The 14,567-nt window shown below is 54.9% G+C and carries 13 protein-coding genes; 7 read left to right on the forward strand and 6 right to left on the reverse strand.

What is annotated here, in order from left to right:
* Positions 1–16: 16 nt before the first annotated feature.
* The 3 genes from H8B13_RS04835 to msrA all read right to left on the reverse strand — a co-directional run bounded on the left by H8B13_RS04835 (position 17) and on the right by msrA (position 2,962).
* Positions 17–814 (reverse strand): amidohydrolase, encoded by a 798-nt coding sequence (locus tag H8B13_RS04835; protein ID WP_187309718.1) that lies wholly within the window; start codon positions 812–814, stop codon positions 17–19.
* Between the two features lie 115 nt (positions 815–929).
* The gene (locus tag H8B13_RS04840; protein WP_187309719.1) at positions 930–2,090 is read right to left on the reverse strand and encodes a methionine aminotransferase; all 1,161 of its coding nucleotides are present in this window, start codon (positions 2,088–2,090) and stop codon (positions 930–932) included.
* 209 nt (positions 2,091–2,299) lie between these two features.
* A complete protein-coding gene (gene msrA, locus H8B13_RS04845; protein WP_410054429.1) occupies positions 2,300–2,962 on the reverse strand; it encodes a peptide-methionine (S)-S-oxide reductase MsrA in 663 nt (220 codons plus the stop codon).
* A 632-nt stretch (positions 2,963–3,594) separates the two neighbouring features.
* Between msrA and H8B13_RS04850 the strand changes: the two genes are divergently transcribed.
* Positions 3,595–4,017 carry a hypothetical protein gene (locus tag H8B13_RS04850; RefSeq protein ID WP_187309721.1) on the forward strand — a complete coding sequence of 141 codons (423 nt, stop codon included), beginning with the start codon at positions 3,595–3,597 and terminating at the stop codon, positions 4,015–4,017.
* Between the two features lie 121 nt (positions 4,018–4,138).
* Positions 4,139–4,552 (forward strand): hypothetical protein, encoded by a 414-nt coding sequence (locus H8B13_RS04855; protein WP_187309722.1) that lies wholly within the window; start codon positions 4,139–4,141, stop codon positions 4,550–4,552.
* 20 nt (positions 4,553–4,572) lie between these two features.
* Here H8B13_RS04855 and H8B13_RS04860 read toward each other — a convergent pair whose 3' ends face one another.
* Positions 4,573–4,923, reverse strand: coding sequence for an META domain-containing protein (locus H8B13_RS04860; RefSeq protein WP_187309723.1), 351 nt, complete (start codon positions 4,921–4,923; stop codon positions 4,573–4,575).
* Between the two features lie 356 nt (positions 4,924–5,279).
* Here H8B13_RS04860 and H8B13_RS04865 point away from each other — a divergent pair, with 356 nt between their 5' ends.
* A complete protein-coding gene (locus H8B13_RS04865; protein WP_261990246.1) occupies positions 5,280–8,186 on the forward strand; it encodes a hypothetical protein in 2,907 nt (968 codons plus the stop codon).
* Positions 8,187–8,353: 167 nt separating this feature from the next.
* Positions 8,354–8,755 carry a hypothetical protein gene (locus tag H8B13_RS04870; RefSeq protein WP_187309724.1) on the forward strand — a complete coding sequence of 134 codons (402 nt, stop codon included), beginning with the start codon at positions 8,354–8,356 and terminating at the stop codon, positions 8,753–8,755.
* 97 nt (positions 8,756–8,852) lie between these two features.
* Here H8B13_RS04870 and H8B13_RS04875 read toward each other — a convergent pair whose 3' ends face one another.
* The gene (locus H8B13_RS04875; protein ID WP_187309725.1) at positions 8,853–9,263 is read right to left on the reverse strand and encodes a hypothetical protein; all 411 of its coding nucleotides are present in this window, start codon (positions 9,261–9,263) and stop codon (positions 8,853–8,855) included.
* 668 nt (positions 9,264–9,931) lie between these two features.
* Between H8B13_RS04875 and H8B13_RS04880 the strand changes: the two genes are divergently transcribed.
* The gene (locus H8B13_RS04880) at positions 9,932–12,394 is read left to right on the forward strand and encodes a TonB-dependent receptor plug domain-containing protein (RefSeq protein ID WP_187309726.1); all 2,463 of its coding nucleotides are present in this window, start codon (positions 9,932–9,934) and stop codon (positions 12,392–12,394) included.
* 51 nt (positions 12,395–12,445) lie between these two features.
* On the opposite strand, the gene H8B13_RS04885 is transcribed toward H8B13_RS04880, so the two are convergent.
* Positions 12,446–12,958: a hypothetical protein gene (locus tag H8B13_RS04885; RefSeq protein ID WP_187309727.1), complete on the reverse strand. Its 513-nt coding sequence runs from the start codon at positions 12,956–12,958 to the stop codon at positions 12,446–12,448.
* A gap of 202 nt (positions 12,959–13,160) precedes the next feature.
* Here H8B13_RS04885 and H8B13_RS04890 point away from each other — a divergent pair, with 202 nt between their 5' ends.
* A complete protein-coding gene (locus H8B13_RS04890) occupies positions 13,161–13,751 on the forward strand; it encodes a DsbA family protein (RefSeq protein ID WP_187309728.1) in 591 nt (196 codons plus the stop codon).
* Positions 13,752–13,858: 107 nt separating this feature from the next.
* Positions 13,859–14,554 (forward strand): DsbA family oxidoreductase, encoded by a 696-nt coding sequence (locus H8B13_RS04895; RefSeq protein ID WP_187309729.1) that lies wholly within the window; start codon positions 13,859–13,861, stop codon positions 14,552–14,554.
* The last annotated feature ends 13 nt before the right edge of the window (positions 14,555–14,567 follow it).

Consider the following 14,567-nt stretch of genomic DNA (forward strand, 5'->3'; position numbering starts at 1 on the left):
TTTTTTGAGCCTAAGGTTACTTGACCGCCACTGGCTGACCGATCATAAATTCATCGGCGTCGAGTAAGGCCGGGAAACGCTCCCGGAAAGCTTCCAGATCTTTCCGACGCAGGGTGCGGGTAATGCCGGTTTCCTGGTTGCCCACTTCTACCAGATATTCGCCGCACATATCAATCAAGGCAGAGTCGCCGGCGTAAGCGTGGTCGTTGCCATCGGTGCCAACCCGGTTTACACCCATGGTATACGCCACGTTTTCAATGGCCCGGGCGCGCAACAAAGTAGTCCAAGCCATCCGACGGACTGCTGGCCAGTTGGCTACATACAGCAGCAAATCGTAAGGGGCTGCGGCCGGGTTCCGGCTCCAGACGGGAAAGCGCAAATCGTAGCACACCAGGGGGCAAATCCGCCAGCCGCGCCACTCTTCTACCAGCAGCGTGTTGCCAGCGGTGTACACGTTGTGCTCACCCGCCATCCGAAACAAATGCCGCTTATCGTAGTGGCTAAGGGTTCCGTCGGGCCGCGCCCAGATCAGCCGGTTATAATACTGGCCGTCTTCGCGGATAATAAGGCTACCCGTCACCACGGCGTTTCGGCTTTCGGCGGCGGCCAAAAGCCACGCGACACTGGGCCCATCCATAGTCTCAGCCAACTCAGCGGCTTTCATGGAAAAGCCCGTCGTGAACATCTCCGGCAGCACAATCAGATCAGTGGCTACCGGTAAATCCTGAATATAGCGCAGCAGCCCGCTTCTATTCGCTTCTGGATCATGCCATTGCAAGCTGGCTTGTATGAAGGAAACCGTTAGATCAGCCACGGGAAGAGGAACGTAAATTGGTAGGTATAATAACGTAAAATCGCCGCTTAAGTACGCACCAATATCGTGCCTTTTATAATGATGTATATATATTTTTAAATTATTTAATGATGCCTCACCACTTATACAATCGTTCAGCTGCGGCTTTTAACGTGTCCGGCTGTTTGGCAAAGCAAAACCTCACCAGGCCATGATCGGTGCCGTCGTGATAAAAGGCCGAAACGGGCACTACCGCTACTCCGGCCTCGCGGGTAAGGCGGCGGGCAAAGCTGACATTGTCTTCACCGGGCGCAATGGCATCGTAGCGCGCTAGCTGAAAATAAGCGCCTTGCGTTGGCAGTAGGTCAAAGCGGGTGGGAGCCATCAGCTCCACAAACAGGTCGCGCTTTTGCTGGTAGAAATCGGGCAGCGCCTCATAGTGAGCGGCATCGGCCAGCACATCGGCCAGCGCGTGTTGGGTGGGCGTGCTCACACTGAACGTCACAAACTGATGCACCCGCCGCAGCTCCGCCGTAAGAAGGACCGGCGCAATGCAATACCCCACTTTCCAGCCCGTAGCATGATAAGTCTTGCCAAATGACGACAGCACAAAGCTGCGCTCCGCCAGCGCCGGATACTGCAAGGCGCTGCGGTGTGCTTGCCCGTCGAAGGTCATGTGCTCATACACTTCGTCGCTGAGAAGCAGCGTGGGCGTATCGGCGAGTAATGTGGCTAGGTGTTGCCAATCAGCATCGGTAAGCACGGCGCCGCTTGGGTTGTGTGGCGTATTAACCAGCATTAGGCGAGTGCGCGGCGTGAGGGCAGCGGCTACCCGTTCCCAATCAGGCCGAAAATCGGGGAGAAGCAGGGGCACATATACCGGCACACCGCCCTGCAAACGAATAGCCGGTCCATACAGATCGTAGGCCGGCTCCAGCACCAGCACCTCGTCGCCGGGCCGGACTACGGCGGCCAGCACGGCATACAGTGCCTCTGTGGCCCCGCTCGTAATCGTGATGTCGGTATCAGGGCTGGGGGGCAAAATGCCGTAGAGCTGCGCGGTTTTCTGGCTGATCTGCTCGCGCAGACGCGGCAAGCCCGGCATCGGGGCATATTGGTGATGTCCGCTAGTTTGCGCATGCCGGGCCAGTGCCTCTGTAAGCACCTGCGGCGGATCATAATCGGGGAAGCCTTGAGCCAGATTGATAGCGCCACATTCGGCGGCCAGCTGCGACATGACGGTGAAAATACTGGTGCCTACATCGGGCAGCTTGGACGCAAAGGCAGGTAAAGCCATACAATCAATAAAACGTCTTTATGTAGAAGGGCTTCTCAAAATGCCCGCAGCTGGAATCTAGCAAGAGACACAGGTAAAGCAGCGAACCGGGCCTAAGTTTACGCAGCCCAGCCCACATTATCAGAAGCAAGGTCCGTACTTCAGGTCAATAAAAAAGCCCCCCACATCAGACGTGGGGGGCTTTTTTACTTTACAACTCGACTTTACGCCTATAACGGCGACTTCAGTAGCTTCGGAAACAGCTTGCGAAACTTCTCCACCTTCGGCGTCGATACCGACTGCACGTACGACTCATTGGGGTGCAAACGGTAGTAGCCTTGGTGATAATCTTCGGCGGGCCAGAACTCTGTGAAGGCCGTCACCTGAGTCACGATGGGGTTAGGATATTGCTTCGCTGCATTCACGCGCTGAATGGCGGCCGTAATCTGTTCTTTCTCCTGCGGCGTGCGATAAAAGGCTACCGACCGATACTGCGTGCCTGCATCTGGCCCCTGACGGTTGAGAGTCGTTGGGTCGTGGGCCGCACGGAAAAAAACGTCGAGGAGCGTCGCGTAGCTCACCTGCTTGGGGTCATAATATATTTGAACTGCCTCCGCATGGCCGGTGCGTCCGCTACCTACCTGCTCGTAGGTGGGCTTTTTCTCGGGTCCGCCCGCGTAGCCCGACACAACCTCGCGCACACCTTTTATTTCCTCAAATACCTCTTCGGTGCACCAAAAACAGCCCCCCGCTAAGGTAGCAACGGCTAGTCCCTGCATGTTAGTGGGTGCTTTGCCAGCCGTAGAGCGGGTAGGCTGAGCATCCGAGCGATTCTGCGAACAGGCGGCCGCTCCCAGCAGCAAACCCAATAAGTAAAGTTTCAAGTGACTTATCATACCTTAATGTACGTAGCACAACCTTGACTGGACGTGCTACCAATGTCTGTGAAAACAAAAATCCTTTTAGAGCTAAGCCCACTGATAAGCTGCACAGGCTAAGCAGTTTGAGTGTAAGATTTGTTTCGGTTGTGCCCCGGTACTTGGGTCTTCTTTTTTGACTGTCGCTGGGAATAATTCAAAATGATCATTTGCGAGTTAAAGAAGCAGATGTTATGCGAAGTGTATAGAACTGATATTTATTTTCTCATTGCTTCAATTGGCTTTGTTATCTATACTACAATAGCTTGAGATATAAATAATTGAACTTATTTGATTCAATCGAGAACTGTTATTGCAGCCTTGTATGGATGTTATGTTGTCTTATATGCCGTCTATAATACTAAATGGGTAGTTTTTGAGGTTAAAAACGAAATTTGCTCCATCCGACACTTGCGTTTTCTGTAGTCGCAGATAGTATAATTAAAATGTAATGAAAACTATCTCATGCGTATTCCGGTGTGCTAAGCTATTGTCCAAAAGCCTATTCCGATTCATTGCCTAATGCTGATGATCGTCCTATTTACTGGTCACAAGAATGGGCATTGTTATTGTTTTCTATATATTACTATTGTTCAATAAAAGACAAAATGGGTTTGCTCACGCTGCTTGACGAGCCGCATCTTACCATCTCTTATGATAATCGCAATCAGTGGCTCTACACCGATTGGGTAGGCGCGCAGAATCTGCGGACGCTTCAGCTGGGGTGCGAGCAGATAATATTGCATCTGCAGGCCGAGCATTGCACCAAGATTCTGAATGATAATACCCGCCTCAGTAGCATCCATGCACAAGCTAGAAGCTGGATAGAGAAAGGCTTTGTGCAACAATTAGCCGCCGCTGGCTTGGAGTATATGGCCTGGGTGTATTCGCTCGACTTCGATAGCCGATTCTCTACCGACCTTACCTTATTGCGTAGTACGCAGCCCGTGGTAGTAGGCTTCAATGATTTGGTAGCCGCCTATGCTTGGCTCGAAAAATGCGAAACCCATCCATCATCCCTTTTCATTTGATCAACAGGATTTGATATAACATTACGTCCTGTTTCCTGGCGATTAAATACAAATCTTGGTTTAGAATTTCTATTGGTCAGACAGCTATCTTACTAGTTCGTTATCCTATCCTGCTACTTATATGGCTATGCACTCCCTGTTCGACTCACCTCACCTCACTATCTGGCACGACTGTACTAACCATTGGCTGTATGTGGAATGGAAGGGACAGCTGAGTCTGGAGGTAATCAAGGAGAGCTGCAACTATGTGTTGCAGAACGTGCCCCTGACAGGCTTTGATAAGGTGTTGAATGATAGCACACAGGCAGTTGGCAACTGGACTGCTGCTTCCGAATGGCTGGGACAAGAGTTGTTTCCCCTACTTTCTACGGTAGGTTTTAAATACATGGCATGGGTGTATGCCACCGATTTCAACAGTCGGTTTTCTATCGACTCAACGTTGCGTTGTGCTACCAGCCTAGCTATTGTCACGTTCGACGACCTAGACGCGGCCTACACATGGTTGCAGCACGCAGATGAGCTGCACGCAGCCTAGAGGCTGTTTATTATAAGTAACTATAAGGCGTTAGTCGCGGCTCTGAAGGTAGCCAGTGGCGTGGCCTGCTTGGCTTCATATAAGTGTAGCGTGTTGCCGCTGATCTCGAAACGGGTAGTTTGCTCCAGTACGCTTAAATAACGCATCTCTACCTCTATTGCCTGGTTGCTGCGCCGCATCATGGTGCTGATAACGTGCGGAATAGTTTGTAGCCGGGTGCTTATTGAGTGCTCAAAGGCCCCCCTATAGTATGTCTCGTTGGGAATTGCCGTGCTTGGCAGAACTAACTCAGGACGTGTTGCCTCTTGTACGTCAGGCAGCGGCTTGCCATTAAGGGTGCTTAGCACCCAGCGGGTAGGAGGGGGCTGCATGACAGGTGGCTGATTACTAGTAGTGTAGCCGCCAAATCCTAGCCCTGCCGCAATGCATGCCCAAGAGAAAAAGCGAATTAGCATAAGCACCGTTTACTTGTTTATTTGGGTTTAGCAGCAGGAGTCTTAAACCCGCCACCAAGTTGCATAGCGCAGACGATACGAGGGTGTGTTTTTCGTAAGTAGCTTGCTTTAAGTTGCTTATATAGCACTAAATGTTTGCCGGGCCGAGCTTCATTGGCTCCATTCGACCTTTTAGGATTGCGGAATTAATGCTGCTGACAGGGTTGCTGCAGGGCAAGATGGGCGCTTGCTTTCCGGTTACTGCTGAAGTTAATTGCAGTAGTCAAATCTCTATGATGCTGAAACAATTTCTGGCGGCAGCTCTCCTCCTGCTAACGACCTGCCTCGCGCCGGTGCAAGCCCAAATCTTGCCACTGCTAGACCAGAATCCGTCGTCTTTGCGCTGGTATCAGGTGCGTACTCCGCATTTTCAGGTGCTATACCCGGCGGGCTTTGCGGCGCAGGCCCAACTCACAGCGCAACGCCTGGAGCAGGTATATGGGCCGGTAAGTGCTTCGCTGGAGCGCGAGCCCCGGCCTCTGACGGTTATCTTACAAACCCAGACTACTATTGGAAACGGCTTTGCTACGGTATTACCCCGGCGCTCCGAGTTTTATACCACGCCCCCGCAAGACCCTTTTTTGACCGGAACTCTCGACTGGCTCGATCAGTTGGCTATTCACGAGTTTCGACACATTGTGCAGTACGACAAGGGGTTGCAGGGTATTACCAAGCTTGCCTATTCACTATTCGGCAACGGGGCGCTGAGCACCGCGACTATCGGTATGCCCGACTGGTTTTTTGAGGGCGATGCCGTAGGCACCGAAACCCTACTGACGCGCAGTGGGCGGGGCCGCATTCCGAATTTTGATATCAGCCTGCGGGCTAATCTGCTGGCCGGCCGGCGCTTCAACTACAGCAAGGCCGTGGGGGGCTCTTACCGGGATAATGTGCCCAACCACTACGTGCTGGGCTACTTTTTGACCACCAACCTCAAGCGTACCATTGGTCCTGCCGCCTGGAGTCAGGTGCTCAACCGCTACTATCGTTTTCCTGTCTACCCGTTTTCCTTTTCCAACAGCTTGCGCCGTACGGCTGGCGTGCGGGTAGAAGATCTGTATGCCCGCACCATGAGTGAAGTTGACTCTATGTGGCGGGCACAGCAGCAGAGCTTGCAGCTAACAGCCGCTAACACCTTTCCTGTTGCTGCTGATCCCAAGATATTTACGCAGTATCGGTATCCGCAGTATGTAACCGACAGTACCGTGCTGACGGTGAAAACTGGCCTCGGCGATATTTCTCAGCTGGTGCTGCTGGATAAGCAGGGTCGGGAAAAAAAGGTGTTCGTGCAGGGCTTAGTCAATAACCCCGAGATGTTGTCGGTGGGTGGAGGCCGGGCCTGCTGGCTGGAGTTTCGCTACGATGCGCGCTGGGGGCAGCGGGTGTACTCCGAAATCAGAGTGCTCGATCTGGCTTCCGGTGAGCTAACGCACCTTACCCGGCGCAGCCGCTATACTACCGCTGCTCTTTCCGGTGATGGCCAGCGCCTGGTGGCCGTGCGCAGCGACTCAGCCTACCAAAACCGCCTGGTGGTACTCGATGCCCGCTCTGGCCAGGAGCAGCGCGTACTGCCGAACCCCAACAACGACTTGTATATTCAGCCCCGCTGGCTGCCTGACCAGCGCACCGTCGCAGCCGTGCTGCTGAAGCCGGGGGGCAAAACGCTGGCGCTTATCGATACTGAAACCGGCCAGACCCGCGAACTGCTGCCCGTAGCCAACAACAACCTGAGCCACCCGCAGCCGGGGGGCAATTTTGTGTTCTACAACTCACCGCAGTCGGGCATCGACAATGTGTATGCCGTGGAAATCAGCACGGGGCAGGTGAAGCAGGTGACCTCGCGGCCGCTGGGCGCATATCATGCCGCCATTTCCCCCGACGGGCGGCGCCTGGCTTTTCATGACTTTCGGGTGGAAGGCGCCCGCGTGGCCGAAATGCCGCTGGAGCCAACACGTTGGACGGCTGCACCAGCTGCGCCTGTTACGCCGCCCGCCTACACTGATCCGTTGCTCACGCAGGAGCCTGGTTTGCGCGCCATCGGCGCCGTGGTGCCCGACTCAGCAACGGTGCCGCCGAGCTTAGCAATAAGTCGCTACAATCGGTTCAATCATCTATTCAATGTCTTTAGCTGGGGGCTGGTGCAGTCGCCGGATGGGCAAGGTGTGAAGTTGGGCGTCCGCTCCCAGGATTTGCTGAGCACCACGGTGGCCGTGGCCGGTGTGGGCTTCGACCAAACCGAACGCACCGGCAACGTCTTCGCCGACCTCAGCTACCAGGGCTTTTTGCCGGTACTTGACCTGAGCGTACAGCATGGCAGCCGCCGCACTACCGGATTTGTGGATAGGCGCGCTCCACTCGATAGCGCCAGCACTGACCGCTGGCGTTACACTCAGTTTACTACCGGCGTGCGCCTGCCGCTCAATTTTACGCGCTCCAAATACCTGGAGGGTCTGACGTTGGGTGCGCACTATAGCCAGCAACAGGTGCGAGACTATGACCTACGGTCCCGGCGCTTGTCGGAGGTTGGCTTCGCGGGCTCCTTGCACATAGTGCAGTACAGCCTGAGCTATTATCATCAGCTTTTGCAAAGCCGCCGTGATGTAGCACCGCGCTGGGGCCAGAACCTGAGTGCGGTGTGGCGCACTACGCCTTTTGGAGTCGGCTTGCAGGGGCAGCAGTGGGCAGTGCAAGGCAATCTGTATTTTCCGGGGGTGCTCAAGCATCATTCGTTGCGCCTGCGTGGCGGCTATCAATACCACGATCAATCCCAGTATCAGTTTAGCTCCCTGATAGCGTATCCCCGTGGGCAGTCGTATGTGAGCTTCGATAAGTTGCAGACGGGCAGCGTAGAGTATCGCCTGCCCGTAGCCGATACGCACTGGACGCTGGGACGCTGGCTATACATTCAGCGCATCAAAGCGGGGGGCTTTTTGGACGTAGCCACCGGGCAGCGGCGGTTGGCAACCGACCAAGGGCCACAGAACTTCCGCAGTAACTACACCACGGCCGGCCTGGACGTGAGCTTTGTGTTTAATCCGATGCGCCTGCGTACGCCGCTGGAGGTGGGCGTTAGGTCCATTTACAATCTGCGCACGGGCCAATGGGAAGTGCAGCCTCTGGTGCTCGATATCGGTTTTTAAAGCGTGTGGAAAGACGGCTCGGGGGAGGCAGCACTGTAAATCCCGCTATTGTGAAAACAAACTGGGTTCTGTACAGCTTTTAGCTTTACTTTTCCCCTTCTGCTTCATTCTAGAGTTTTCACAACGACTTGTGACCTGGAATTGCCTGACCTATTGCATAACTGACTATGGCGCTTCGTTTACTGTTTGAGAGTGAGTACGTTACTATTTTCTACGATTACTCAAACGAGTGGCTTTATGTAGATTGGCAAAAAGAGCAAAACCAGGCTTCGGTGCAAACAGGTTGTGAGCGCATGCTCGAATGCTTGCGGCAGGAGCAATGTCATAAAGTGCTCAACGACAACCGTCAGGTGGATTCAATGTGGTCGGATGCGTCGGAATGGGTTGGAAAAGTTTGGTTGCCAGCCATGGCTGAGGTCGGCTTACAGTATTTTGCTTGGGTGTATTCGCCCAACCTTTATAGTCGCCTGTCCACTGATCTGACGTTACAACATGCGCCAGCAGTAGGTCCCATTGCATTCACTTTCGATAGCATCGATACGGCCAGCGCTTGGCTTAAACAGATGTAAGCAGGCCCCAATAAGACAGACATAAAATATAAAGACCAAAAAAAACGCCGGAGAGCATCTCTCCGGCGTTTTTTTTGGTCTTGTAATGGGCTGGGCCTTAGTTAGTGGTGCCGCCTGCGCCACCGGTTTTGCTGGCAGGCAGGGGAGCCTTCTTAATAGGCTGCTTGCTGTTTTTGTCTACCATTTCCTGGTTGGTAGAACCCGTAGGTTTCGTGGTGCCCGAAGCAGCGGGACGCGTTTCCTTCAATATGCGCCGGCTCGACTCCGACATGGTGCCGGTGGGGCTGGTGCGGTCTTCGGGCTTCAGGGTGCTGTTCTGGGTCTTTTTGCTTTGCTGACTTTGAGCCTTCGTTGGCGACGCTTTTTTGGGAGGATAAGATCTGGCAGGCGAGGTATTGGAAGTGCTCGTTTCGGGGCGGGTGGAGGAGCTACCCGACGTGCTGCCCTGAGCTGCGGCCGTGGAAAGGCCAGCCGCGAAGGCCACGATACATGCAAAAACAGTTTTCATAGAAACGTAAAAAGAGTGGGAAGTATAAATGCATAAGCTCAACGCTATATGCATACAATCAATCTATTACGCTTATAAAGGACTTGTGTTCGGCTGGAAAATACGGAGCCGGCGGCAATCGTTGAGCTTACTCTGGACCTGAGCAGATAGCAAATAAGACAGCATTCGACAAAGCCAAACCCATGTGCGCCGCACGCCAAAAGCGGCGTTTTTTTGTAGAGAAACCGAGAAGCGAGCCGACGGGTTTTGAAGCGAAAAAAGCCCCCCAGATCAGCTTTTGAAAGGGTGACGTGCCCGCCACCCCCGCGATTACGGGGCGTTATGGTAAAGCGCTGGCAGCGGCAGGCGACTACTTGCGGCAGTAGTACCACCCGCGGGCCAATCGACCCAACTTTTGCGGCATTAGCATAGGCAACGACGAAAAAACACTTCGAACTTTAGTCAATAAACCCATTTTGAGGGATAAACGCAAGCCCAGCCGGGGACTAATAGGCTGCTTTTACCCCTAGATGTGCTTGTCGGGCGAGGCGAAATTCTTAATGTTGAGTAAGACCGAATTATACCTTAGTATTCTTCTATATTCGAGCTTTATTATCCTTCATATTCTTCTGTATTATAGATTTATGCTTTGTAGTAAAGCGTTATCAACTAGGATCTTTCTTTTCTTGGTGGTTTTGGTGATCGGTGGCTTTCAAGTAGCCTCAACTGATGACTTCGTGCGTCAGGCCATTGGTCGCCTCCAGAATTTCTACATCGGGAGCTTCCCCGAAAAAAGCTACATCCACACCGATAAGGCGTTTTATGCCGTGGGCGAAACCATCTGGCTGAAGGCCTATATAGTAGAAGCCTCACAGCACCGCCCCGATACCATGAGCAAAGTGCTGTATGTTGATCTAATTGCCCCCGACCAGCGCGTGGTGGCGCAGCGTGTGCTGCGCCTGACGCAAGGCACCGCCGCCGCCGACTTCGAGCTGGCCGACAGCCTGGCCCAGGGAATGTACACAGTGCGCGCCTACACCAACTGGATGCGCAACTTCAGCCCCGACTATTTCTTCTCCAAGCGCCTGCCGGTGTGGCAGGCAGCAGCTCCTGCCACCGCTACTGACGCCCGACGCGTCGCGAAAGCGATAACCCGAAAAGCTGCTCAGGCTCCTAAGCCCAAAACGGATGTGCAGTTTTTTCCCGAAGGGGGCAATCTGGTGGCGGGGCTGCCTACTGTAGTCGCCTTCAAGGCCACCGATGAATACGGGCGCGGCATAACCGTAAGCGGGCAAATTTCTGACGACCAGGGCCAGGCGGCGGGCACGTTTAAAAGTCTGCACGCGGGCATGGGCACGGTATTGCTGACGCCCCAGCCGGGACGGCAGTATAAGGCGGCCGTGGTGTTGCCGGGAGGGGCTCGCGCCGAGTATCCGTTGCCGGCCGTAGCCGCCAGCGGGTTTGTATTGAAGGTTACCCAAACCAAAGAGTTTGTGTATGTGGGCGTGCAGCGCCAGACGGCAGCGGGCAACGCTCCCGCCGAAAATGTGACGCTGCTGGCCCACGTGCGCGGCAACGTAGCGTACGCCGCCAATGGTCAATTGACCGGCAGCGAGGGCTACGCGGCCCGCATTCCCAAAGCTAAGTTCCCGACGGGTGTGGCGCACTTCACGCTGTTCGATGGGCAGGGCGTGGCCCAGGGCGAGCGGTTGGCGTTTATCGATGCTCAGCCTGGCCTGCAGGTGCGCATCACCCCGGATAAAGCCACGTACGCGCCCCGCGAGAAAGTAAACCTGACCGTAGCCGTGACCGATGGCGCCGGCCAACCCGTAGCCACCCAGCTTTCTTTAGCCGTGACGAATGCCTTGGCGACGGGCACAAATGAGGCGCCCCAAACGACCATTCTAACCCATCTGCTTCTTACTTCCGATTTGCAGGGCTACGTGGAAAATCCGGGCTATTATTTTCAGAATAAGAACCCGGAAACTGACCAGGCCCTCGATCATCTGATGCTTACTCAGGGCTGGCGGCGGTTTGTGTGGAAAGAGATTCTGACCGATAAAAAGCCCCCCAGACCTTTTGCTTTAGAGCAAACTTTGAGTGTAGGCGGGCAGGTAGTGCGCCCCAATGAAAAGGCCGCCGGCGTAAGCCAGCTCACCATTTTTCAGGCGGGTGGTAGAGGAATGACCATTGCCAACACCGACACCGACGGTAGTTTTGTAGTCGGTGGCTTTCAGGGCAAAGACACGGCCCGCGTGGTGGTGCAGGCGCGGAAGGAGAGGGGCGGCAGCAACCTGCTTATTAAGCTGAACCCGCGCTGGCCCGAGGTTACAGCCCTTACCTGGCCTTTGCCCGCCGAGCCGCAGCCAGCCGTTACGGCCTATTTGCAGCAAAGTCAGAAGCAACAGAAAGCCGAGCGCCAGTACCGAGCCGATACGGCCAAAACCATCATGCTGAAGGGGGTAACAGTGGCCGGCCGCAAGCCCGCGCCCCGCCCCGACGCGCGGCGTATTTATGGGCAAGCCGATGTAGTGCTGCGTACCGATGATATTCCGGGCAGCAGCTCGTTCTTTAGCGTGTTGCAGCTGCTGCAAGGTCGGGTGGCCGGGGTTCAGGTATCAGGGTCGGCGCCCAACTTTCAGGTGCAGATACGGGGCGGTACTTCTATTTCCGGATCTAACTCGCCGTTGTTTGTCCTGGATGGCATTCCGGTTGATATCGATGCGGTAAACACGATACCCGTAACGGATGTCGAAACCGTGGAAATCTTGAAAGGGCCTTCCGCCGCTATTTATGGCAGCCGGGGTGCGGGAGGCGTCATTGCCATCTTCACCAAGCGCGGCAACTCCAACTACGACTACTCCAAAACGCCCGCGCCGGGCATTGCTACCGCGATGTTGCCGGCCTACTATCAGGCCCGCGAGTTTTATGCCCCGCGCTACGAAACTGCGGCTCGCCCCGCTCAGCAGCGCCCCGACTACCGCAGCACCACACTCTACTGGGCACCTACGCTTCGCACCGACGCCACTGGCCAAGCGCAGGTGTCCTTTTACTGCTCCGACGATGCCAGCACATTTCGGGTGGCCGTGGAAGGCTTGTCGAATGCCGGCACGCCCGGCGTAGGTACGGGCGAGTTTAGAGTAGGCAACTAAAAAAGCCCCCCAGACAACTATCTGGGGGGCTTTTTTGGCTAAGTGCTGCGGCTACCGGACTACGCGAACGTGGCTATGGGCAGCAATAGGTACTTTCTTCAGCAAGGTGAAATCAGCAGCTGATATTGTATCCCGAATGGGGCGGCTGAGTACGTGCAGCATCGTGTCGTTGGCCCGCAGCACGGCTACATCGGTGCCGGTGGTGAGGTACAATGCCCGAAATCCGAGCAGGGTACTGTCGGGGAAGCCGCGCTCCATCAGGCTGTCCAGCACGGTGGCCCGGCCATCGAAGGTGCCCAGCGTCACTTGCTCAATAGGGGCGCCCTGCCGCGTCAGCAACAGCGCGGCCTGCGTAACGGGGCCGGAAGGCTTGGGCGGGGCGTACGGAAATATCAGCCCCAAAAACAGTACATCCGAAACTGCGGACGCTTTGGTTGCTGACGGCTGCACAGCGGCGGTTTCTGCTGGCTCGGCCGGCTCCCGCACTGACTTTTGACACGCAACCAGCAAGCCTACGGCGAGAACCGCGGTGCATGGTAGCGTTGGTAGAAAAAGTCGGCTCATTAGAGATTTGGAAAGATAGGCATATAAAATACGGATTTACAGAGGCTTGTGGCTGTAATCTGGGGCTGAAAATGCTGGTTTTACTACTTGATAAGTATAGAAGATGGCGTAAGAACACAAAATCTCGTTAAGCTGGTTTTAAAGGCGGTTACGTAGCAGTAGCAAGCCTTGGTCAGCAGCCCATCGTAAAGCTTCGACGTGTATGATTTCCATCAAAGTATTCTCGGATTACGTGTGCCCGTTCTGTCTGCTGGGCGAGCAAGTATTGGCCCGCGCAATAGCGGACAAAGACGTGAGCGTGGAGTGGATGCCCTTCGAGTTGCGGCCCTATCCAACCCCTACGCTGCGGCCGGAAGGCGAGTATTTGCAAACCACCTGGGCCCGATCGGTGTACCCGATGGCAGCGGCGCTGAATGTGCCCATGGTTTTGCCCAAGGTATCGCCTCAGCCGCACACGCATCTGGCGTTTGAGGGCTATCAGTTTGCCAAAGAACAGGGTCTGGGTGAGTCCTATACGCACCGCATGTTCACGGCCTTTTTCCAAGAAGAGCAGGATATCGGCGACGTGGAGGTGCTTACTCGTTTGGCCACTGAAGTCGGCTTGGATGCTGAAGCTTTTCGGGCGGCTCTTACAAATCGAACTTACCGCGAGCAGCACCAGCGGGCCCTGCGTCAGGCGGAGCAGCTGGGTATAAGCGCTGTGCCAAGCTTCGTGATTGGGAATAAGCTAGTGCGCGGCCTGCCCCGCGAAGAGGATTTGGCCCGCTTGATTGACGCCGAAACGCGCGGCTAAAAGCGAAGTGTATAGTTGAGGCAGTTGGTTTAGGGTCTCTTAAGTAAACTTTTTGCCCCCCAGCGCGCTTATACTCACTTATCTTTTGCTCCCTTTATTCTCTGAATATGAAAGTCGAAATCTGGTCCGATATCATGTGCCCGTTCTGCTATATCGGCAAGCGGAAGTTTGAAGCGGCGTTGGCCGAGTTTGCCCCCCAGGAGGATGTGCAGGTGCAGTGGCGCAGCTTCGAACTGGACCCCAATATGAAAACCATTCCCGGCCAAAGCATCCACGAGCTGCTGGCCGAGCGCAAAGGAATGTCGGTGGCGCAAGGCCGCCAAATGAATAACCAGATGGCCCAAACGGCCGCCGAAGTAGGCCTGGAGTTCAACTTCGACAAAACCATTCCCGCCAATACTTTCAACGCTCATCGCCTCATTCACCTAGCAGCCGTCCACGGTCGCCAGGATGCAGCCAAAGAGCGCATTTTGTACGCATACTTCACGGAAGGCCTAAACGTGGATGACCCCGCCACGCTTACCCAACTCGCCACCGAGCTAGAATTGCCAGCGACGGAAGTTGCCCAGCTTTTCGAAACCGACGCCTACGCCCAGGAAGTGCGCCACGACGAGTATCAGGCTCGCCAGATTGGCGTGCGCGGCGTGCCTTTCTTCGTCTTCGACGATAAATACGCCGTATCCGGCGCTCAGCCCAAGGAGGTTTTTCTGGAAGTGCTGGAAAAAGTGTGGGAGGAAAGCAACCCCAAGCCCACGCTCATAGCCGACGGCGCTACCTGCGGGCCCGATGGCGTATGTGACTAAACCGCATCGAAAG

Origin of the sequence: Hymenobacter sp. BT188 (genome assembly GCF_014333585.1) — a bacterium.
Classification (GTDB): domain Bacteria; phylum Bacteroidota; class Bacteroidia; order Cytophagales; family Hymenobacteraceae; genus Hymenobacter.